Here is a 21565-nt window from a genome sequence, read left to right as displayed (position 1 = left end):
GCTCGGGCGGTGCAGAAGAACATTCCCGACCCCGGTTTCGCCGACGACGACGGCTCCGCCGACCCGGCACTGGCCGCGGCCCTGGCGGCGTACGGCCGGGACCGGAGCGCCGAGCCCGAGTTGCTGACGGCGCTGGCCGGCGCACGCGTCCTGGTGCCCGTGGTGGCCGTCCTCGGCGAGGTCGAGACCGGACCCGACGGCCTGCGCCGGGAGAAGACCAGCGACATGGCCGTCCCCACCCTCCAGGCCCCGGACGGCCGCCGCGCCCTTCCCGCCTTCACCTCCACGGAGACCCTCCAGCGCTGGCGCGCCGACGCCCGCCCGGTCGCGGTCCCGCTGCCGCAGGCCCTGCTCGCCGCCTCCCACGAGCAGGCCGACACCGTGGTCGTCGACCTGGCGGGACCGGTGACCTACCAGCTCACCGGCCCCGCGCTGCGCGCGCTCGCCGAGGGCCGCACCACCGCCGACCCGCTCGCGGACCCGGCCGTCACCGACGCCCTGCGCGCCCTGCTCGACGCCGAGCCCGCCGTGCTCCTCGCCCGCCTCACGCCGTCCGCCGAGACCGACGGCACGCTCGCCCTCGGCCTCGCCCCCGGGGCCCCGGCCACCGAGGTGGCCCAGCGGCTGGCCCGCGCCCTGGCCGCCGACGAGGCGCTGCGCGCCCGGCTGGTCCGCGGCCTGGACCTGGCCCTGCTGCCGCCCGGCGGCGCCACGGCCGGGGAACCGCTCTACCGGCGCTGACACCCCACGCCGGGGGCCCGGAGCCCCCGGCCGGGCCCCCGGCCGTCAACGGGCGGGTTCGTCTCCAGGGCCGCACAATGCGAGGAGAGCTCAAGATCCACGCGAGGAGAGCCCCCATGGAGAAGACGGAGATCTCGACGGTGCTGACCCGCACGGTCGTGTCCGAGTTCCTCGGCACCCTGCTCCTGGTGTTCTTCGCCGTCGGCTCGGCAGTGCTGGCGGGCGAGTACATCGGGACCTTCGGCATCGCCCTGGCCTTCGGCTTCACCATGGTGGCACTGGCCTACGCCCTCGGCCCGGTCTCGGGCTGCCACGTCAACCCCGCGGTGACCCTGGGCATGCTGCTGTCCCGCCGGATCACCCTGCGGACGGCCACCGAGTACTGGATCGCCCAGGTGGTCGGCGCCATCGCCGGCGCCGCGCTGCTCTTCCTGGTCGCCAAGCAGATCCCCGGCCTGCAGACCCACGCCTCCTTCGGCACGAACGGCTGGGGCGACCGCTCGGCGGTCCACCTCAACCTCGGCGGTGCCTTCGTCGCCGAGATACTGATGACCTTCCTGCTCGTCTACGTGTGGCTGGCGGTCACCCACAAGGTGGCCGTGATCGGCTTCAACGGCATGGCGATCGGACTGGCCCTGGCCACCGTCCACCTCATCGGCGTCCCGCTGGACGGCACCTCGGTGAACCCGGCGCGCTCCATCGGCCCGGCGCTGTTCGCCGGCGGCGCGGCCATCACCCAGCTGTGGCTGTTCATCGTCGCGCCCCTGATCGGCGCCGCCCTCGCGTCGGTGGTGCACCAGGTCACCCACCCGCCGCACGAGCCGGTCCTCGTCGCCGACGAGGCGATGCCCCAGCAGCCCACGGCCGCGCCCGAAGACCTGCCCTGAGCGCGGCGCCCGCACCGCACGGCGACGGCCCCGGCCGTATCCCCGGCCGGGGCCCGTCGTCGTGTGGGTGCGGCGTCCGCCGCCCGGCTCAGCCGTGGACCGGGCCGGTGTACTTCTCCCCGGGGCCCTGGCCCGGCTCGTCCGGCACGACCGAGGCCTCCCGGAACGCCAGCTGCAGCGACTTCAGCCCGTCCCGCAGCGGCGCCGCGTGGTACGAGCCGATCTCGGTGGCGCTGGCGGTGACCAGCCCGGCCAGCGCCTGGATGAGCTTGCGCGCCTCGTCGAGGTCCTTGTGGGCCTCGCCCTCCTCGGCGAGCCCGAGGTTGACCGCCGCCGAACTCATCAGATGCACCGCGACCGTGGTGATCACCTCGACCGCCGGCACCTCCGCGATGTCACGGGTCATGGCGTCGAAGTCGGTAGGTGCTGCGCCGGGCTGCTGCGGGGTCTGGTCACTCATGTCTTCGGGCTTCTTCCTGCTGAGGGGTCGGCTCCAGCCTATGGGCAGCGCCTGCGGACCCCGCGTCCGGGAGTGTCATCCTGGTCACGGAGCAGGCCGGTGGCCGCACAGAAGTGGGTGCCACCCCTTGACTCGTGTATTCTGGTGTTCCGACCGGCCGGACACGCATGTGACCGGCCCACAAGTGGAGGCTCCGATCTCCCACCCGACCGACCTCACGGTTGGCGGGTCAATGGTCCGGCTGCGCCCCGCGGAGACTTCGCGGCGGTGCTCCAGATCCACGTGGAGCCCCGCCTGTGTCCCGTCCGGGGCGTTTTGCATGTACCGGCGCGGTTGGTCACACCGAAAAGACGTTACGCGGCAGTCCGCCAGGCCGTCGCGTGGTGCTACCGAGGAGGATCCATCAGCGCCGAGCCCCGCATCAACGACCGGATTCGCGTTCCCGAAGTGCGACTTGTCGGTCCCAGCGGCGAGCAGGTCGGGATTGTTCCGCTTGCCAAGGCCCTTGAGCTTGCTCAGGAGTACGACCTCGACCTGGTCGAGGTGGCGGCGAACGCTCGCCCGCCCGTCTGCAAGCTCATGGACTACGGGAAGTTCAAGTACGAGTCGGCCATGAAGGCCCGTGAGGCGCGCAAGAACCAGGCGCACACGGTCATCAAGGAGATGAAGCTCCGGCCGAAGATCGACCCGCACGACTACGACACCAAAAAGGGTCACGTCGTCCGGTTCCTCAAGCAGGGTGACAAGGTCAAGATCACGATCATGTTCCGTGGTCGCGAGCAGTCCCGCCCCGAGCTGGGCTTCCGGCTGCTGCAGCGGCTCGCGTCCGACGTGGAGGACCTCGGCTTCATCGAGTCGAATCCGAAGCAGGACGGCCGAAACATGATCATGGTCCTCGGTCCGCACAAGAAGAAGACCGAGGCGATGGCCGAGGCCCGTGAGGCGCAGGCCGCCCGCAAGGCGGAGCGCCAGGGTGGAGCTCCCGCGGAGGAGCCCACCGAGGAGCCCGCCGAGGCGTGATCCCCGAGGCGTGAGCCCCGGTTCACGCCGGGGTACCCCGCCCCGGACAGCAATCGATATACATGACGCTCCCGCTCGCCGGATTCGTGCCTGCGGGAGCGCCCCTGACGAGGAGAGAACGGCGCATGCCGAAGAACAAGACGCACAGCGGTGCCAGCAAGCGCTTCAAGATCACCGGCTCCGGCAAGGTGCTCCGCGAGCGCGCCGGCAAGCGCCACCTGCTCGAGCACAAGTCGTCCCGCGTGACGCGTCGCCTCACCGGCAACGCCGAGATGGCCCCGGGCGACGCCGCGAAGATCAAGAAGCTTCTCGGCAAGTGAGCCGACGCGCCCCACACACTGGAGGGGGCGCGCGACTCGGACCGGGACCCAATCGATTCGGGCCGTGTGACGACAACCACGGCCCCGCTACAAGGAGTTAACAAGTGGCACGCGTCAAGCGGGCAGTCAACGCCCACAAGAAGCGCCGGGCGATCCTCGAGCAGGCCAGCGGCTACCGTGGCCAGCGCTCCCGCCTGTACCGCAAGGCGAAGGAGCAGGTCACCCACTCCCTCGTCTACAACTACAACGACCGCAAGAAGCGCAAGGGCGACTTCCGTCAGCTGTGGATTCAGCGGATCAACGCCGCTGCCCGCGCCAACGGCATGACCTACAACCGCTTCATCCAGGGTCTGAAGGCCGCCAACATCGAGGTGGACCGCAAGATCCTGGCCGACCTCGCGGTCAACGACGCCAACGCGTTCGCCGCGCTCGTCGAGGCCTCGCAGAAGGCGCTTCCGAGCGACGTCAACGCCCCGAAGGCTGCCTGAACTTCAGCCTGACGACGTAGTGACGGACCCGCAGGCCCCGGCCTGCGGGTCCGCCGCTTTTCCGGACCCGGCCCCGTCCGCGCGGACGGACCGGAACCCCCACGCACCGCCGAACAACAGAAGCGAGCCGCCGCCCATGGGCACCCCCGAGCTGATCTCCCCGCGTTCCCCGCGCGTCACCGCCGCCCGGCGGCTGGCCCGCCGTGCCTTCCGCGGCAAGGAGCGCCGGTTCATCGCCGAGGGCCCGCAGGCCGTACGGGAGGCCATCGCGCACCGCACGGGCGGTACGCCCACGCTCACCGAGCTGTTCGCCACCGTCGAGGCCGCCGAGCGGCACGCCGACATCGTCGAGGCGGCCCGCGCGGCCGGGGTGCGGGTGCACCACGCCGACGACCGGACCGTCGCCGACATCTCCCAGACGGTCACCCCGCAGGGCCTGCTCGGCGTCTGTGACTTCCTCGACTCGCCGTTCGAGGAGATCCTCGCCGCCCGCCCGCAGTTGGTCGCGGTGCTCGCCAACGTCCGGGACCCCGGCAACGCCGGTACGGTGCTGCGCTGCGCGGACGCCGCGGGCGCCGACGCGGTCGTGCTGACCGACGCCTCCGTGGACCTCTACAACCCCAAGTCCGTACGGGCCTCGGTCGGTTCGCTCTTCCACCTCCCGGTAGCGGTGGGCGTCCCGGTCGAACGGGTGGTGAGCGGACTGCGGTCCGCCGGTGTGCGCATCCTCGCCGCCGACGGCGCGGGCGACCGTGACCTGGACGCCGAGCTGGACACCGGCTCCATGGGCGGGCCCAGCGCCTGGGTCTTCGGCAACGAGGCCTGGGGCCTTCCCGAGGAGACCCGGGCGCTGGCGGACGCCGTGGTGCGGGTGCCGATCCACGGCCGGGCCGAGAGCCTCAACCTCGCGACGGCCGCCGCGGTCTGCCTCTATGCCTCCGCCCGCGCCCAGCGCGGTCCCGGCGGCTGCCGCGCGGTGTCACCCGCCTGAGGGGTGTCCCCCCGATCTTCGGGGCACTTCCGGTGCGAGCTAGTAGGCTTGCGTGCTCGGGGGCCCGGAAGGGGGTTACGGGGATGAGTGCGCGGACTTCCGGAACCGCAGTCACCGCTGACGGCCGTCGGCCCGACGGGCCGCCGCGCGTGCCGTCGCCCGCTCCGGCCGGGGGACCGGACGCCCTGGGGGCCGGTCTCGGGCTGGAGCCCGACGATCTGCCCGACGGCCTGGTCGTCGCCGATGAGACCGGCCGGGTGATCTGCTTCAACGCCGCCGCGGCCAGGATCACCGACATCGCCCCCGAGGACGCCGTCGGCCGCGCCCTCGAACACGCTCTGCCGCTCCAGGACATCGAGGGCCGCCGCTGGTGGCGGCTCACCGACCCCTATGGCGGGCTCGCCATCCGCCGCGGCCAGCCCGAGCGCAATCTGCTCCTCGGCGGCCGCGAGGTGCTGGTCTCCGCCCGCTATGTCCGCAGCCGGCCGACCGGGCCCGTCCAGCGGCTGGTGATCGCGCTGCGCGGCACCGAGGCCCGGCGCCGTACGGAACTCAGCCATGCCGAGCTGATCGCCACCGTCGCCCATGAGCTGCGCTCGCCGCTGACCTCCGTCAAGGGCTTCACCGCCACCCTCCTCCAGAAGTGGGAGCGCTTCACCGACGACCAGAAGCGGCTGATGCTGGAGACGGTGGACGCCGACGCCAACCGGGTCACCCGGCTGATCGCCGAGCTGCTGGACATCTCCCGGATCGACTCGGGGCGGCTGGAGGTGCGCCGGCAGCGGGTCGACATGAGCGCCGCGGTGCGCCGGCACGTCCAGGCGCAGACCACCGCCGGCCAGCAACCCGACCGCTTCCTGATCCGGATGCTGGAACCGCTGCCCGATCTGTGGGCGGACCCGGACAAGGTGGACCAGGTCCTGGGCAACCTGCTGGAAAATGCGGTGCGCCACGGCGAGGGAACCGTCACCATCGAGGTCGGACCGGTAACGGATGCGACCAGCACGGAGGGGACGAGCGTCACCGTGAGCGACGAGGGCCCCGGTATCCCGGAGGAATCGATGAGCCGTGTGTTCACCCGCTTCTGGCGGGGCAGCAAGCGCGGCGGCACCGGCCTGGGCCTCTACATCGTCAAGGGCATCGTCGAGGCCCACGGTGGGACGATCACGGTCGGCCGCGCCCCGGCCGGCGGCGCGCAGTTCCGATTTAGCCTGCCCGTCGCGGCGCCGGCCTTCATGGCCTGATAACTAGGGGGAAGCCGCGAAGCGTCGTGCAAAGGGCGGTGGTGGGCGACGGGTGGGAGGGCGCCCCGCGGGGGCGCGGACCGGCCGCGCGGCCCGTCCCCCTTAGACTTGACCTTTGGCACCTTTGGCGCACAGGCATCGCGGGCACACGCGGGCTCGGCATCCCACGTTCGTGATCGACGTTCGTCATCGACGTTTGTGATCGAACAGCCGAGGCGACGCGAGCCAAGCCAAGCCAGTCCACCGGAAGCACGGGAAGAGATGTCCGCACCCAATAAGTCGTACGACCCTGTCGAGGTCGAAGCCCTGAAACCGGAAGAGATCGCCGCCCGGCTGGACGAGGCGCTGGCCGCCATCGCCGCCGCGGGCGATCTGGAGGCGCTGCGTGAGGTGAAGGTCGCGCACACCGGCGACCGCTCGCCGCTCGCCCTCGCCAACCGGGAGATCGGCGCCCTGCCCCCGCACGCCAAGGCGGACGCCGGCAAGCGCGTCGGCCAGGCCCGTGGCCGGGTGAACCAGGCGCTCAAGGTCCGCCAGGAGGAGCTGGAGGCGGAGCGCGACGCCCGCGTGCTGGTCGAGGAGGCGGTGGACGTCACGCTGCCCTACGACCGCACCCCGGCCGGCGCCCGGCACCCGCTGACCACCTTCATGGAGCGGGTCGCGGACGTCTTCGTGGCCATGGGCTACGAGGTCGCCGAGGGCCCCGAGGTCGAGGCGGAGTGGTTCAACTTCGACGCCCTGAACTTCGTGCCCGACCACCCGGCGCGCCAGATGCAGGACACCTTCTTCGTGCAGGGCAATGGCACCGAGGGCGATGAGTCCGGCGTCGTGCTGCGTACCCACACCTCGCCGGTGCAGGCCCGTACGCTCGTCGACCGCGAGCCGCCGGTCTACGTCGTCTGCCCGGGGCGGGTCTACCGCACCGACGAGCTGGACGCCACGCACTCCCCGGTCTTCCACCAGATCGAGCTGCTGGCCGTCGACGAGGGCCTGACCATGGCCGACCTCAAGGGAACCCTCGACCACATGGTCCGGGCGCTCTTCGGCCCGGACATGAAGACCCGGCTGCGGCCGAACTACTTCCCGTTCACCGAGCCGTCCGCCGAGATGGACATGGTCTGCTACGTCTGCCGTGGCGCGTCCGTGGGCAACCCCGACCGTCCCTGCCGCACCTGCTCCAGCGAGGGCTGGATCGAGCTGGGCGGCTGCGGAATGGTCAACCCCAAGGTGCTCATCGCCTGCGGCGTCGACCCCGAGAAGTACAGCGGCTTCGCCTTCGGGTTCGGCATCGACCGGATGCTGATGTTCCGGCACAACGTGGAAGACATGCGTGACATGTTCGAAGGCGACGTCCGGTTCACCCGGCCGTTCGGGATGGAGATCTGATGCGGGTCCCGCTTTCTTGGCTGCGGGAGTACGTCGACCTGCCGGCGACGGAGACCGGCCGTGACGTACAGGCCAAGCTCATCGCCGTCGGCCTGGAGGTCGAGACCGTCGAGCGCCTCGGCGAGGGCCTCAAGGGTCCGCTCGTCGTGGGCCAGGTGCTGACCATCGAGGAGCTGGAGGGCTTCAAGAAGCCGATCCGCTTCTGCACGGTCGACGTCGGCCAGGCCAACGGCACCGGCGAGCCCCAGGAAATCGTCTGCGGCGCGCGGAACTTCGCCGTCGGCGACAAGGTCGTGGTGGTCCTCCCCGGCGCCGTGCTGCCCGGCGACTTCAAGATCGCCGCGCGCAAGACGTACGGCAAGAAGTCGCACGGCATGATCTGCTCCGGCGACGAGCTGGGCATGGGCGACGACGGTACGCACGGCATCATCGTGCTGCCGCCGGAGTACGAGGTCGGCACCGACGCGATCGAGCTGCTGGAGCTCGTCGACGAGGTGCTGGACATCGCCGTCACCCCGGACCGCGGCTACTGCCTGTCGATGCGCGGGGTGGCCCGCGAGGCCGCCACCGCGTACGGCCTGCCGCTGCGTGACCCGGCGCTGCTGGACGTGCCGCCGCCGAACTCCTCCGGCTACCCCGTCCAGGTCTCCGACCCGCTGGGCTGCGACCGCTTCACCGCCCGTACGGTCACTGGCCTGGAGCCCGGCGCGCGCACCCCGCTGTGGATGCAGCGCCGCCTCCAGAAGGCCGGGATGCGTCCGGTCTCGCTGGCCGTCGACATCACCAACTACGTGATGCTGGAGCTCGGCCAGCCGCTGCACGCCTACGACCGCACCAGCGTCGACGGCCCGATCGGCGTCCGCCGGGCGACCGCGGGCGAGAAGCTGACCACGCTGGACGGCACCAAGCGGGTGCTGGACGCCGCCGACCTGGTCATCACCGACAACCGCGGGCCGATCGGCCTCGCGGGTGTCATGGGCGGCGCCAACACCGAGATCGCGGGCGGGGTCACCGACCCGGAGACCGGCGAGCAGCGCGGCACCACCGACGTCGTGATCGAGGCCGCGCACTTCGACGCGCTCTCGATCGCCCGTACGGCCCGCCGGCACAAGCTGTCCTCGGAGGCCGCCAAGCGCTTCGAGCGCGGGGTGGACCCGGAGGCCGCATCCGCCGCGGCGCAGCGCACCGTCGACCTGCTGGTGCTGCTCGCGGGCGGCACCGCAGGGGACGGCGTCACCGAGGTCGTCACGCCCCGCGGGCCGCGCACGATCACCCTCTCCGCCGACCACCCGGACAAGGTCGCCGGTGTCGCCTACGGCCGGGAGACCGTCGTCCGCCGCCTCCAGCAGGTCGGCTGCGACGCCTACGGCCAGGACGAGCTGGTCGTGACCGTGCCGTCCTGGCGGCCGGACCTCAGCGAGCCGAACGACCTGGCCGAAGAGGTCATCCGGCTGGAGGGCTACGAGAACCTGCCCTCCACCCTCCCGAAGCCGCCGGCCGGCCGCGGGCTGACCGAGCGTCAGCGGCTGCACCGCCGGGTCGGCCGGGCGCTGGCCGGCGCGGGCTACGTCGAGGCCCTGAACTACCCGTTCACCGGCTCGCACGTGCTCGACCAGCTCGGCATCGAGCCGGACGACCCGCGCCGCACGGCCGTCACCCTCGTCAACCCGCTCTCCGACGAGGAGCCCGACCTCCGCACGACGCTGATCCCGGGTCTGCTGAACGCACTGCGCCGCAACTACGGCCGGGGCACCCACGACCTGGCGCTGTTCGAGACCGGACCGGTCTTCCGGGCGACCGGGGACGAGCAGCCGGCCAGCCGGCTGGTCGTCGACCGCCGGCCGACCGACGACGAGATCGCCTCGCTGGACGCCTCGCTGCCGCAGCAGCCGCGGCGCGCCGCCGTGGTGCTGGCCGGCGGGCGCGAGCAGGACGGCTGGTGGGGCGGCGCCCGCCCGGCGATCTGGGCGGACGCCATCGAGGCGGGCCGTACGGTCGCACGGGAGGCGGGGGTCGAGCTGATCGTCCGCCAGGACCAGCACGCCCCGTTCCACCCGGGCCGCTGTGCGGCGCTGCTCGCCCTCGTCGACGGCGAGGAGATCCTCGTCGGCAACGCCGGTGAGCTGCACCCTCGCGTCAACAAGACGCTGGCCCTGCCGGAGCGCACCTGCGCGATGGAGATCGACCTGGACCGGCTGGAGCAGGCCGGCACCGGACCGCTCCGCGCCCCGAAGATCTCGGCCTTCCCGGTCGCGACGCAGGACGTGGCGCTCGTGGTCGACGCCGGTGTCCCGGCGGCGGACGTCGAGGGCGCGCTGCGCGACGGCGCGGGTGAACTGCTGGAGTCGCTGCGGCTGTTCGACGTCTTCACCGGTGAGCAGATCGGTGCGGGCAAGAAGTCGCTGGCGTACGCGCTGCGCTTCCGCGCCGCCGACCGGACGCTGACCGCCGAGGAGGCCTCGGCGGCCCGTGACGCGGCGGTCGAGGCGGCCGTGGCGCGGACCGGAGCGGTGCTGCGCGGCTGAGCGTGGGCACGGCCCGCGACCGCCGTGACGGCGTGGTGCGGGGTGAGGGCGCGGACGGTGCAGACCGTCCGCGCCCTCACCGTTTCCGGTGTGCGGCGGGCGGGTTCCGTGGGGGAGAGGGACGGCCGGGGGCCCCAGGGCGACGATCAGATCCGTACGCCATCACTCCATCGGGTGATGGTGTACGGATCGTCGTCGCATGGACACGGAACGTCGCAAGAATCGGCCGGGTCGTCGGGGCCCTGTGTGACCGCGGCAGCGGCCCGGACCGACCCGCTCGTGACCTGGGGGTCCACCGGCCGGGTTCTGCCGTCCGGAGCGCACCGGACCGGCGAGCGGAGCCCCGGCGGCCGGCGACCACGCCGCGGGGCGCGGTCAGGGGGCGGGCGAGCCCGGCACGATCCGAACGAGAGGCCCTGGGAGGACCATCGGCATGATCCGACACCGGGCGAGGGGCGGAGCGCCCGCCGGGGCGGTCCGTGCCCGGCGCGCCTTCGTCTTCGTCCTGCCCGGCCTGTGGGTGCTCGGCGTGGTGGCCTGGGAGCTGGGCGATCCGACCAGCGGCCGGCTGCTGCCACTCCTCGCCGCCGCACCGGCCATCGCCTGCGCGGGCACCGGCCGCCGCCAGTGTGTGCTGCTCGGCGGGCTGTGCGCGCTGCTCGCCCTGGTGCCGATCGGCGGGGTGGACCGCGGGGCGGGGCCGGGCACCCGCCTGGTGACCTGCGGGGCGATCCTCACGGTGATCGGTGCCAGCTATCTGACGGCCGGGCGGCGGCTGCGGCTGCTCCGCGAGCTGGAGCGGACCCGGGAGGTCGCCGCCGCCGCACAACGCGTCCTGCTGCGGCCGTTACCGCGCCGGATCGACGGGGTGCTGCTGGCCGCCGACCATCTCTCCGCGAGCGAGGGGGCCGTGGTCGGCGGGGACCTGTACGAGGTCGTGGGGACCCGGCACGGGGTCCGGGCGGTGATCGGGGATGTGCGCGGGCACGGGCTCGACGCCATGGGCACGGTCGCGGCGATGCTCGGCAGCTTCCGCGAGGTGGCGCACGACGAGCCCGAACTGGGTGAGGTGCTGCGCCGGATGGAGCGCTCGCACGCGCGGCACCTGCGGGAGCGGGCCCACGCCGAGCGGCCGGTGTCCGGCGACGGGGCGGGGAGCCCGCTCGCGGAGGAGTTCGTGACGCTGCTGCTGGTGGAGGTGGCCCGGGACGGGTCCGTCACGGCGCTCAACTGCGGGCATCCGTGGCCCTATCGGATCGGCTGCCGGGCGGTCGCGCCGGTCGCCCCGGCCGATCCGATGCCGCCGCTGGGGCTCTTCCCGCTGCCGGAGGAGCTGTCCGCGGTGCGCTGCGGGCGGCTGCGGCCCGGTGAGGGGCTGTTCCTGCACACCGACGGGGCGGCCGACGCGCGGGACGCGGCCGGGGCGTTCTTTCCGCTGACCCAGGAGCTGCGCAGCAGTGTCGAGGCGGCCGTGGCCCCGTGCGGGCCCTCGCCGGCGGGGGTGGTCGGGAGGGTGCGGACGGCACTGCTCCGGCACGCGGGCGGCCGGCTGACGGACGATGTGGCGCTGCTGATGCTGAGCAACGACCGGGTGCGGGTGCCGGCCCAGGCGACCGGTCCGGGGCCGGGTGGGGCGGCGGCGGGATGGGCCGAATAGCCGGGCCCGGCGCCCGTACACCGGGCGGGGACCGGCCGGTCGGCGCCGTGGTGGCCGCACGCCCCTTCACACCCCGTGTGAGGGGGCGTTCACTACGCTCAACTGACGGAGTGGTCACTGACGGAGTGGTCCTGTCGACGAGGCCATGAGCGGGCGGTCCGTGGACCGGTCCGGCTCACCGGGAGGCCGGTATGGAGCCCAACACCCTGCTGGACGCGATGCTCGACGAGTCCGGCATCTCGCATGCGGGACTCGCCGCGCGGATCAACCGGCTCGGCCGGAGCCGCGGTCTGGCGCTGCGGTACGAACACACCGCGGTGGCCCGGTGGTTGAAGGGGCAGCGGCCGCGGGGGCAGGTGCCCGACCTGATCTGCGAGATCCTGGGCGAACGGCTGCACCGGCCGGTCGGGCTCGCCGACATCGGCTTCAGCGGTCCGGGGGCGCGGCGGGCCGACGACACCCCGCTCTCCGGCTTCGTCGAGCGGGCCACCGCGCTGTGGCGGTCCGACGAGCAGCAGCGGCCGCACATCCTCGACGCACCGGCGCTCACCGGCACCTCGGCGGTCATCCCCGTATGGGAGTGGGAGAACCCGCCGGAGGACTCCGACGTCTCGCGCGACGGGCTGACCCGGGTCGGCAGGGCCGACATCGAGATGCTGCGCACCGCGCGGACGCACTACGAGACGATGTACCGGAAGGCGGGTGGTATCGCTACCAGAGCACGCATCGTGGGATTCCTCAACGCCGAGGCGGCGCCGCTGCTGCGGGGCAGCTACAGCGATGCGACGGGGCGTCAGCTCCACCGGGCGACCGGCGGGCTGGTCGCGGTCGCCGGCATCTGCGCGTACGACTCGGACGCTCTCGGGCTGGCCCAGCGCTACTTCCATCAGGCGCTGCGGCTGGCCAAGGCCAGCGGGGACCGCGGCCTCGGCGCGTATGTCATCGCGCTGCTGGTCAACCAGTCCCTCTTCGTACGGGAACACCGCCAGGCGGTCGCCTTCGCGGAGGCGGCGCTGCGGGCCGCGGGCCCGCAGATCACCGCGGCGCTCTCCGCGGACCTCCACGCGATGCAGGCCAAGGCCTACGCCCGGCTCGGCGACGGCGCGGGCGCGCTGTCGTGCATCCGGCGGGCGGAGGCGGCCGCGGAGCGCATCCGGCCCGGTCTCGAACCGGCGGAGACGGGCTATGTCCAGCCCGGCCTGGTGAACGTACAGGTGGCGGAGGCGCTGCTCAGCCTGGGGGACTTACGGGCCGCCCGGGAACAGGCGGACGCCGCCGTGGACACCCCCGCACACGACCGCGGCCGGGTCCACCGGCTGGCCATGCTCACCCATATCGAGCTGCGTCAAGGCGATGCGGACCGGGCCGTGGCCAATGCCGCGCAGATGACCGAGCAGGCTCGGGGTATGGAGTCGCATCGGCTGCGGGACCGGCTGCGGGCGGTGCGCGAACATCTGGCGGAGACCGGGAGCTCCGCGACGGACGAGGCTGCCGATCTCATCGACGAGGTGCTGCGCGTGCCGCTGTAGGGCGTCGGACACGCCCCTGTCCGGGCTCGTGTCACCTTGCCGGCCCTACAGCGGAAGGTGGCAGTTACGTGCGTTGGAACAATCTCAGCGAGAAGCCCGTCTATGCGAATCCCTGGTTCCGGGTCAACCTGGCCGATGTGGAACTGCCGGACGGCCGGCACCTGGACCACTATCTGATCCGGATGCGGCCCGTCGCCGCGGCCACCGTGGTCAACGAGGCCCACGAGGTGCTGCTGTTGTGGCGGCACCGCTTCATCACCGACACCTGGGGCTGGGAGCTGGCCGCCGGGGTCGTCGAGGACGGTGAGGACCCCGCGGCGGCGGCCGCGCGCGAGATGGAGGAGGAGACCGGGTGGCGCCCGGGACCCCTCCACCACCTCCTCACGGTGGAGCCCTCCAACGGCCTCACCGACGCGCGGCATCACATCTACTGGTCCGAGGAGGGCACGTACACCGGCCCGCCCCAGGACGGTTTCGAGTCCGAGCGGCGGGAGTGGGTGCCGCTGAAGCTGGTGCCCGACATGGTGGCGCGGGGGGAGGTGCCGGCCGCCAACATGGCCGCCGCGCTGCTGATGCTGCACCACCTCCGGCTGGGCTGACCGGAACCGGCCGGTGACCGTGGTCCGCGGTCACCGGCCCAGGGCCTGCCACAGCGCCACCCCCAGCGCCGCGAGCCCCGTGAGCGCGGCGAGGGACGGCAGCGGCCAGCGGGTACTCTCCAGCCGCGTGACGCGGGCGTGCACCTCGTCCGCGTCACGCTCGTACTGCTCGGAGCGCTGGGCGAGCAGCGCGAGGTGGCCGTCGACGCGGGCGCTGCGGACGTCGAGCAGACGTCTCAGCTCGGCTAAGTCGGCGGCTACCAGATCGGGTTCGGGGTGGGCGGTCACGGTCCGCTCCTCAATTCCTCGGTCGGTGGCTCCGGTGTGCGTACGGCCCTCAGTCAACTGCGCTGCGGGGACGGGCGGGAGCGTGTGCGGCGGGGCGATCCGGGTCTGCGGTTCACACCCCGTGCGAAGTGACACGGGGTGACGGCCCGGCGGCCGTTCGCACGGGGTGTGAACCGCGCACTCCGACCCACGCGCTTCACACGCTCCCGTACACGCCCGCGCGGGGGTTGACTCGGAGGTGCCACGGGGGCCGACGCCGGCGGACGGGCGCCCGCCGGCCCGGGGTCCGCCCGCCGGTTTCTCCCCCGAGCGGCGGGCGGACGGCCCGCGCGGACCGGCACGGGCCAGGCCCCGCCTACTTGATGCCCTGGGCGCGGGCGTTGGCCAGGAGGGCCTTGAGTCCGTTGAGGTCGAAGCCGGTGAGGCGGCCCCTACCGGTGGCGGTCCGGTAGCCGCCGTTGGGCGAGCACATGACCGGGGTCTCGCCGGAGGGGGCGGCCACACATTCGTAGTCGGCGGCCTTGCCGTCCTTGTCGCGGTCCACGTTGGGGTGGTCGAGGCCGAGCGCGTGGAACGGCTCGTGCACCAGGGTGTTCCGCAGCTTGTACGCGGGCATCGGCCAGGTGCCGTCCCAGTACTCGGAGTCGATGGCGACGATGCCGCCGGTGCCGACGCCCCGGGACGGGAAGGGGCACGGCATCCCCTGGCTGTAGCCGGCGCGGCCGAGCGGCCGGTACATCTCGGTGTACTGGATGTGCCCCACGGGCCCGCACTTCGCCGGGTTGACGGGTTCGACGCCGCCGAGGGCGAGCTTCAGACCGGCCGCTTTCGCCTGCGACACCGCGGCCGTCAGATAGGGCGTGTAGCGGGCCTCCAGGGCGGCCGTGGCGAACGTGATCGTGTACTGACGGCCGGGGCTGAGGCTGGTGACGCCCAACCGGGTCGTGAGCTTCCACCCGGTGCCCTGGGTGGTGAGCTTCGCCGCCCGGGCGGGTGTCGCCGCCGGGGCGGGCGCGGCGGCGAGCGCGCACACCGCGAGGGCCGCGGCCAGGGGCAGGGCCTTGTGCATGGGGCCTCCGTATGTAGTTGTGGGGGGAGTGTGGTGGTCCTTTCACAAGTGAGACGCTTGAGACCGGAAAAGGGATACATCGTCAACTAGATCGTGCACAGCGGGATGTGGGCACACGGCGGGAGCCCGGACGCGCCGCTGCGCAAGCAGCCGGGCCCGCCTCCTGAGGCAGGAGACGGGCCCGGAACGCGACGCCCCGCCGGGGGTCCCGGCGGGGCGTCGGAAGAAGCGGGGCTCACTACGGGTGGAAGCCCGGACCGGACTTGCGGTAGTTCGGGTTGTGCGTGAAGGAAACGAGCCGGCCGGAGCTGTCGACGGACCAGCCGCCGATGATGCCGTGCGGGGGGACGGCGCCGTTGGGGTCGAAGTGCGGGTCGATCGCGTACACGTAGCCGCCGCGCTGCTGTGCGGCCTGGGCGCGCAGCGCCTCGGTGACCGGGGGAACGGCGGGGGCTGGGCTGGGCGGGGCGTCCAGCGACTGGCTCCACCACTTTTCGAAGGCGATCTGCTCGGCGACAGTGGCCAGCGTCTCGGGGGGTGCGGGGTGGAATGTCTGGATGAGATCGGCGCGGGTGGGGCGAAGGCCTGGCCTGAGCCAGCAGACGAGGAAACCCCCCGTATCACGGCACATCCCGGAGGGCCAGGTGTCGCGACGCGAGCCGTTGACACCCAGGAGCCACCCCTGGGGTTCGATCTGCTCGCGGATGCGGGTGAGCGCCTCGAAGCAGTCCTCCGCTCTGCCGGTGACATGCCCCCAAGGGCCGTCGGCGGTCACGGTGAAATCGTAGCTTTCGCCCGCCCAGCGCAGGACGGCGTAGGCCTGCTGGCCGCGGTTGAAGGCGAGGATGTCGAAACGGTCGGGGACCTGGTGGCCACTCATCGGGTCCATCTTTCGGGCAGTTGACTGGCGGGCGGTGCTTCAGGGGCGGGAGCGACGGGCTTGTTGGGGATATGACCCGCAAGGGCCGACGTCCGGGACCTTCCGCGCGTCCGTCGTCCGAGGGCGTGCGGAAGGGGGTCCGGCGGGGGCCGGGAGCCACCCGGGGCGGACCGGACGTCGGCGCTGTTCCAGAATGAACTCGGCCTGGAACAGTGCCACTTGGCGGTGCGGTCGCGTCCCCTCAGTACGCGTAGAACCCCGAACCGGACTTCCGCCCCAGCCGCCACGCGTCGACCATCCGCGCGAGCAGCGGGGGAGCGGCGTACAGGGGCTCCTCGTACTCGTGGTACATGCCGTCAGTGTATGTGGCTACCGCTCTGACCTGCTAATTCAGGACCCGTGTGAGGTGTGCGGAGTGTCCAGGGACTTTTCAGGGACATTTCGGCTGTGGATCTTGACCGAACCATTCATCCATGGCGGCAATGCCCCGCTTGCCCGCCTCGGGCATGACGTGGGCGTAGTGCTTCAAGGTGGTCTGCGGTGAGGCATGCCCAAGCCACTCCGACACGCTGAGGATCGACTCGCCGGCCTCCAACGGGGTGCTCGCGTAAGACCGTGTCCTATGTGGTGAGGCGGACGTATCGCTTGTAGCAGCAGATGGCGGCGGCGAGTCCGAGAAAGGCCAGGTCGTTGCGGTGGTCGCGTGCGTAGCGGGGGCTGAGTCTGCGGTAGCCCGACCGCCACGACATGGTGCGCTCGATCACCCCTCTACGCCGCCCTAACCGTTCGCTGGACTCGATGCCCTTGCGGGCGATCCGCACTCCAATCCGCTTACCACGCAGCCATGTCCGCAGGTCGGGTCTGTCATACGCCTTGTCGGCGTGCAGGCGCTCGGGTTTGAAGTTAGCGGCCGCGGTGAGGGTCGCGTCTCGTTTGGTGACCCTCGACCATCGGCTTCAGCCCTTGGCTGTCGTGGGTGTTCCCCGCCGAGACGCCGACGACCAAGGGCAGTCCGTTCGCGTCCGACAGGATGTGCATCCTGGAACCCGGCTTGCCCCGGTCCACGGGGCTCGGACCTGTGAGTTCGCCCCCTTTTTGGCCCTGACGTGGGCGGAGTCCAGGACCACGCGGGAGACGTCGATCAAGCTGGCATCGTCGAGCCGGTGCAGGATCGCCTCGTGCAGCCGGCCCCACACGCCGGCCCGCGACCAGGTCAGAAACCGGCGGTGGGCGGTCGACTTCGATATCCCGAAGCATGGCGGCAACGCACGCCAGGAACAGCCACTGACCAGCACGTAGATGATGGCCGCGAACACCGTTTCATCAGGCGTGTCCTGGGTCCCACCACCCTGCGACCGCACCTTCGACGGCGGGATCAACGGCTTCGCGATCTCCCACAGACCGTCCGGAACAATCCAACTCCACGTACCCCGCCCCATACACAGGCCAACGTCCGCCTCACCACATAGGACACGGTCTGAGTAAGGTGAGCGATCACGGGAGCAGCCGGAGTGGAGGGGGTGGTAGCGCCATGCTGGAGTCAGGACTGGGGACGCCGCATCCGTTCGTCTCGATGCCCGCGCCGAGTGTGAAAGGGCGTCTCTTCGGCGGCCTCTTCTTCTTTCTGGCGCTGCTCTCTGCGCCGGCTTCTCTCGGTACAACTCGACGCACGCAGCGGGCCTCGTCGGTCGTCACGGCACGCTCACGGTCGAGCGCTGCTGGATCGACCACGGAAGCCGTCACCACAGCGACAAGACGGTGTGCGCCGGCACCCTCCGCGCAGACGACGGAACGACCGTCGATCACGAGGCGACCATCACGGCAGACCGCGAACGGGGCGACCGCATCCCCGTCCAGCAGACCGTGAGCGGCTACCTCGCCACCGGCTTCGGCGAGATCTGGCGCTGGTGCGCGCTGTTCTTCCTCGGCTGGATCGTCGCCGCGCTGGGGTATCGATCCCCGTTCGCCGCGACCGGCATCCTGCCGAGCAGGGGACAGGCCGTGGCCGTGGGCCGGTTGATCGCCGGAACCCGCGCGAGTGCCTGGATGAAGCGGCTGGTCCTGGGCGGCGCCGGTGGTGCGGCGCTCAGCCTCTGCCTGGCCTGGATCTTCTGAGCCGGAAGGCTCCGACCACGCGACCGATCGACGCAATGACCATGAGCACAACCATCAAGTGAGGGAACCGGCTTGAACAGTCAGTCGTGGGGCGACATCGTCGCCCGCCATGCCCGTGTCCGTGGCTGTCTTCTGGGCGGGGCGATAGGCGACGCCCTGGGATACCCGATCGAGTTCCAGCCGCTGGCCTCGATCCGCAACGGCTACGGGCCGTCCGGGGTCACCGGCTTCCTGCCGGTCGGCGGCGTCGTCCTCGGCCAGGTCTCCGATGACACCCAGATGACCCTCTTCACCGCGGAAGGCCTCATCCGCGCCTACGCCCGCTACGGCCCCGCCACCGGCAACGGCTTCAGCTCCGCCGGGCCCGTCCTCGTGCGGAACGCCTATCTGCGCTGGCTCGACACCCAGAACCACCCCGCGCCGCCGGCCGAACTCGCCCTCGTCCGCACCGGCTGGCTGCGCCAGCAGACCTGGCTCTACGCCCGCCGTGCCCCCGGCAACGCCTGCGTCTCCGGCCTCCGCTACGAGCACATCCCCGACACGCTCGGCGAACTCGGAGCGCCGGGGCCGGTCAACCCCGACTCCAAGGGCTGCGGCACGGTCATGCGCTCGGCTCCCTTCGGCCTCACCGGCATGCCCGTTCGCCGGGCCTTCGAATTCGCCGCCCGCTGCGCCCAGATCACCCATGGCCATCCCACCGGCTACTACGCGGCCGGTGCCTTCGCCGCCATGATCGGACACCTACTGGACGGCGACTCCCTCGAAGGCGCCGTGCTGCGCTCGATGGAACTCCTCGCCGGCTATCCCGGCCACGAGGAGACGACGGCCGCCCTCCGCAAGGCGGTCGACCTGGCTGCCGACGGCACAGCGACCCCCGAGAAGGTCGAAACCCTCGGCGGAGGCTGGATCGCCGAGGAGGCCCTGGCCATCGCCGTCTACTGTGCCCTCGCCCGCCCCGCCGACCCGGCACCCCGGCGCACGCGCGTTGAGTCAGCCTTCCTGCTCTCCGTCAACCACTCCGGTGACAGCGACTCCACGGGATCCATCTGCGGCAACCTCCTCGGCGCCCACCACGGCGACCTCGCCCTCCCCCCGTCCTGGCTCACCGCCGTCGAGGGCCGTGGCACGATCACCGAGCTGGCCGACGACTTCTCGGCGGCGTTCCACCCCCTCACCCACCAGCCGTACAACGAGTCGTTCTTCGCCCCCGGGCGCTACCCGAGGAGCTGACGCCGCTTCTGGTGGCCGTGTACTACCGCACGAATCTCACGATGCGGCAGCTCGCGCCGTTGTTCGGATGCTCATCGGCGACCGTGTCGGGTCATCCAGAGGCTGAGTCCTCTCCTTGCCCTTGAGTCGGCAAGGCGTCCCACTGACGTGGCGGAACGGCTGCGGATCGTGGATGGCAAGTTGATCCCGGTCCGGGACCGGAGCGTCGGTGCTTCCTCCCGCAACTACCGGTTCTCGGCGAACGTGCAGGTCATCATCGATGCGGACACGAGGCTGGTGATCGCCGCCGCCGGGCCCGTGCCGGGCGACAGGGCCGATGCCGTGTGTGGCGGGAGTCCGGCCTGGCCGAGCACGCCGCGGGCCGGACCGTGCTCGGCGACGGCGCGTACACCAATACTGGCCTCGTCGTCCCGCACCGCAATCGCCCGGGCTGGCCACTGCCCCGTGCGGTGCCGCGCTGCGGCGGCGGTGCGTCAGTCCTGTGCGGTGTCGTCGCCCGTCTGCCCGGCGCCCTCAGCTGCGCCTGCCTTCTCGCGCATCTTGCGCACCAGCTCCGCCTTCTGGTCGGCGGCCCCCTGGCGGTCGAGGTTGCGGTGCGGACCGTTGTTCTGCCGTTCGGTGCGGGACAGCTTCTTGCGCTGGCCGCCGCCCATGCCCACGGGGTTGTTGATGTTCTTGCTCACGGGTTCTCCCGGAATGATGTGAAGTGATCTACGGATTCATCGGTGAGGGACGGGCGCGGCGACGTCGAAGGACGTCAGCAGGGGCCCATCACGCTCTCACTCGTAAATCGGCGTCTGGAAGAACATGACAAAGACATTACCCGGTTCCGTCGGCCCCGCACACCAAGTCTTTCGCCGCCCTGGCGGCACTCCCCGCGTCCGCAGCCGGCGCCCGGGTCGGAACGCCCGGGTATCCACGGGCCAGCTGCTGGAGAAGATCCGTGTCCCCCGGATCGGTCCGGGCGGGCCCCGCAAGAAGCCCGACAGCCTGGCCGCCGACAACGCCTACAGCAACGGGCCGTGTCGCGCCTAACTGCGCGAACGGGGCATCCGGCACACGATCCCGGAGAAGGCCGACAGCCGGGCCGCCCGCCTGCGCAAGGGCTCACGAGGCGGGCTGCAAGGCGAGGGATACGACGGCGATCTGGCGACAGTGAGCCAGTCCGCCGCCAAGTGGGGCGCCGCGGACCTCATGCACTGGCTCCGCCACCACAACCGCACCAGCAAGCACCCGTTGCGGTTCGCCGGAATCAACGCCCCTGAGGTCGGCGGGGCGCTACGGCCCGCCCTGGAGCCGGTGGCCGACTACTTGCGCGAGGTGGACCCCGACGCGCTCCGCCTCGTCGATACGGTCCTGGAGGTGAGCGACCGGTTCCTCAAGGGATGCGGCTCCGGCGCTGCGGCCGGGCCCGCGTGGGCCGGCCTTCCGGCCGCCGAGTAGAACGAACTGACTGCCGTCCTGGCGCGGCTGTTGCTGCGGCTGCGCGCCGCCGAACCGCTCTCCGTATCTCGCAGCAGCCAGAGCCGCTTCGACGCCGCTTCGACATCGCCCGGCGCCGAGTGGAAGCGGCCTGCCACACCGACTACATGTTCCAGGCAATGAATGCCCTGCTGTCCGGCCGGCGCCTGACGGCGGGCCTGTCGGTAGGCGAGGTTCATGGCCGAATCCGTAGGCTGGCACCTTAACCACGCCGACCGGGGACCCGGATCGTCCTCGCGGCACACGACAACCACATCCACAAGACAGCGTTTTCTTCGGAGTTCGCCGGCGGACTCACCGCGCTCCCGATGGGCCGGCGCCATGTCGTCAAGGCGCTCAACGCCCTCGTGCCCGAGTTGGCTTGGGACCCGGGCGGGCGGTGGACGTCCTCCCAATACGCGCTGTACCTGGATCACGCCCATTGCTGGGCTGAGAGATGGGTTCGGCTCCCGGGCGCGGTCGTACGCGACTTCCAGTTCGCGCTTCATCCAGATGTTGCCGGTTGGGGTCTCCGTTGTTGCGTTGCCGGACCATCCGGTTGGCTTCCGCCGCGCTCTTCGAGATGCGCGACGAATGGATCGCCTTACTGCGCCGCCACCTCCCCGAAGGTGATATGGGTGATATCCGCCGTAAGCTCTCTTTTGGTTCCTCCGT

Annotated in this window: 20 protein-coding genes and 3 pseudogenes; 16 read left to right on the top strand and 7 right to left on the bottom strand. The window is 71.8% G+C overall.

Going from position 1 to position 21565, the window contains the following annotated elements:
* Positions 1–9: 9 nt before the first annotated feature.
* Complete coding sequence (locus tag ACWC9R_RS14445; protein WP_450731589.1) at positions 10–741, top strand: SseB family protein; 732 nt, start codon at positions 10–12, stop codon at positions 739–741.
* 116 nt (positions 742–857) lie between these two features.
* Positions 858–1628: an MIP family channel protein gene (locus ACWC9R_RS14440; RefSeq protein WP_450731587.1), complete on the top strand. Its 771-nt coding sequence runs from the start codon at positions 858–860 to the stop codon at positions 1626–1628.
* Between the two features lie 88 nt (positions 1629–1716).
* Here ACWC9R_RS14440 and ACWC9R_RS14435 read toward each other — a convergent pair whose 3' ends face one another.
* The gene (locus tag ACWC9R_RS14435) at positions 1717–2088 is read right to left on the bottom strand and encodes a DUF1844 domain-containing protein (RefSeq protein ID WP_362608051.1); all 372 of its coding nucleotides are present in this window, start codon (positions 2086–2088) and stop codon (positions 1717–1719) included.
* A gap of 333 nt (positions 2089–2421) precedes the next feature.
* Between ACWC9R_RS14435 and infC the strand changes: the two genes are divergently transcribed.
* The 10 genes from infC (at position 2422) to ACWC9R_RS14385 (ending at position 13847) form a co-directional block, all read left to right on the top strand.
* The gene (infC, locus tag ACWC9R_RS14430) at positions 2422–3108 is read left to right on the top strand and encodes a translation initiation factor IF-3 (protein ID WP_450731693.1); all 687 of its coding nucleotides are present in this window, start codon (positions 2422–2424) and stop codon (positions 3106–3108) included.
* 125 nt (positions 3109–3233) lie between these two features.
* Complete coding sequence (gene rpmI, locus ACWC9R_RS14425) at positions 3234–3428, top strand: 50S ribosomal protein L35 (protein ID WP_006607578.1); 195 nt, start codon at positions 3234–3236, stop codon at positions 3426–3428.
* Positions 3429–3532: 104 nt separating this feature from the next.
* Positions 3533–3916, top strand: coding sequence for a 50S ribosomal protein L20 (gene rplT, locus ACWC9R_RS14420; protein ID WP_018087732.1), 384 nt, complete (start codon positions 3533–3535; stop codon positions 3914–3916).
* A 136-nt stretch (positions 3917–4052) separates the two neighbouring features.
* On the top strand, positions 4053–4907 hold the full coding sequence (locus tag ACWC9R_RS14415) for a TrmH family RNA methyltransferase (protein ID WP_450731584.1): 855 nt from the start codon (positions 4053–4055) through the stop codon (positions 4905–4907).
* Between the two features lie 83 nt (positions 4908–4990).
* Positions 4991–6151, top strand: coding sequence for an ATP-binding protein (locus tag ACWC9R_RS14410; protein ID WP_450731582.1), 1161 nt, complete (start codon positions 4991–4993; stop codon positions 6149–6151).
* Between the two features lie 261 nt (positions 6152–6412).
* Entirely contained in the window at positions 6413–7537 is a 1125-nt protein-coding gene (pheS, locus tag ACWC9R_RS14405) for a phenylalanine--tRNA ligase subunit alpha (protein ID WP_450731580.1), read from the top strand.
* On the top strand, positions 7537–10062 hold the full coding sequence (pheT, locus tag ACWC9R_RS14400; RefSeq protein ID WP_450731578.1) for a phenylalanine--tRNA ligase subunit beta: 2526 nt from the start codon (positions 7537–7539) through the stop codon (positions 10060–10062). Before pheS ends, pheT begins: the two co-directional genes overlap by 1 nt.
* A 433-nt stretch (positions 10063–10495) precedes the next feature.
* Positions 10496–11719, top strand: coding sequence for a PP2C family protein-serine/threonine phosphatase (locus tag ACWC9R_RS14395; RefSeq protein ID WP_450731576.1), 1224 nt, complete (start codon positions 10496–10498; stop codon positions 11717–11719).
* Between the two features lie 191 nt (positions 11720–11910).
* Positions 11911–13248: a transcriptional regulator gene (locus ACWC9R_RS14390; protein ID WP_450731574.1), complete on the top strand. Its 1338-nt coding sequence runs from the start codon at positions 11911–11913 to the stop codon at positions 13246–13248.
* Positions 13249–13316: 68 nt separating this feature from the next.
* A complete protein-coding gene (locus tag ACWC9R_RS14385) occupies positions 13317–13847 on the top strand; it encodes an NUDIX domain-containing protein (RefSeq protein WP_450731572.1) in 531 nt (176 codons plus the stop codon).
* A gap of 30 nt (positions 13848–13877) precedes the next feature.
* Here the strand turns inward: ACWC9R_RS14385 and ACWC9R_RS14380 are convergent, their stop codons facing one another.
* The 5 genes and pseudogenes from ACWC9R_RS14380 to ACWC9R_RS14360 all read right to left on the bottom strand — a co-directional run bounded on the left by ACWC9R_RS14380 (position 13878) and on the right by ACWC9R_RS14360 (position 17523).
* The gene (locus ACWC9R_RS14380; protein ID WP_362614837.1) at positions 13878–14135 is read right to left on the bottom strand and encodes a hypothetical protein; all 258 of its coding nucleotides are present in this window, start codon (positions 14133–14135) and stop codon (positions 13878–13880) included.
* 355 nt (positions 14136–14490) lie between these two features.
* Positions 14491–15204 carry a hypothetical protein gene (locus ACWC9R_RS14375; protein WP_450731570.1) on the bottom strand — a complete coding sequence of 238 codons (714 nt, stop codon included), beginning with the start codon at positions 15202–15204 and terminating at the stop codon, positions 14491–14493.
* A gap of 238 nt (positions 15205–15442) precedes the next feature.
* Positions 15443–16084, bottom strand: a complete 642-nt coding sequence (locus ACWC9R_RS14370; protein WP_450731568.1) for a hypothetical protein — start codon at positions 16082–16084, stop codon at positions 15443–15445.
* A gap of 241 nt (positions 16085–16325) precedes the next feature.
* Positions 16326–16457: pseudogene (locus ACWC9R_RS14365) on the bottom strand (3-hydroxyacyl-CoA dehydrogenase family protein); the annotation flags it as partial.
* Positions 16458–16704: 247 nt separating this feature from the next.
* Positions 16705–17523 (bottom strand): annotated as a pseudogene (locus tag ACWC9R_RS14360) (IS5 family transposase).
* Between the two features lie 319 nt (positions 17524–17842).
* Here ACWC9R_RS14360 and ACWC9R_RS14355 point away from each other — a divergent pair.
* The 3 genes and pseudogenes from ACWC9R_RS14355 to ACWC9R_RS14345 form a co-directional block, all read left to right on the top strand.
* Complete coding sequence (locus tag ACWC9R_RS14355) at positions 17843–18199, top strand: hypothetical protein (protein WP_450731566.1); 357 nt, start codon at positions 17843–17845, stop codon at positions 18197–18199.
* Positions 18200–18271: 72 nt separating this feature from the next.
* Positions 18272–19429 (top strand): ADP-ribosylglycohydrolase family protein, encoded by a 1158-nt coding sequence (locus ACWC9R_RS14350; protein ID WP_450731564.1) that lies wholly within the window; start codon positions 18272–18274, stop codon positions 19427–19429.
* Positions 19402–19869, top strand: a pseudogene (locus ACWC9R_RS14345) (transposase family protein); the annotation flags it as partial. The gene ACWC9R_RS14350 and the pseudogene ACWC9R_RS14345, both read left to right, overlap by 28 nt.
* Positions 19870–19902: 33 nt before the next feature.
* Here ACWC9R_RS14345 and ACWC9R_RS14340 read toward each other — a convergent pair.
* Positions 19903–20112, bottom strand: a complete 210-nt coding sequence (locus ACWC9R_RS14340) for a DUF6243 family protein (RefSeq protein WP_450731562.1) — start codon at positions 20110–20112, stop codon at positions 19903–19905.
* Between the two features lie 472 nt (positions 20113–20584).
* On the opposite strand from ACWC9R_RS14340, the gene ACWC9R_RS14335 reads away from it, so the two are divergent.
* Positions 20585–20872, top strand: a complete 288-nt coding sequence (locus ACWC9R_RS14335) for an erythromycin esterase family protein (protein WP_450731560.1) — start codon at positions 20585–20587, stop codon at positions 20870–20872.
* Positions 20873–21565 lie beyond the last annotated feature (693 nt).

It is taken from the genome of Streptomyces sp. NPDC001219, assembly GCF_053597915.1.
This window is presented reverse-complemented; position numbering and strand designations above follow the sequence as displayed.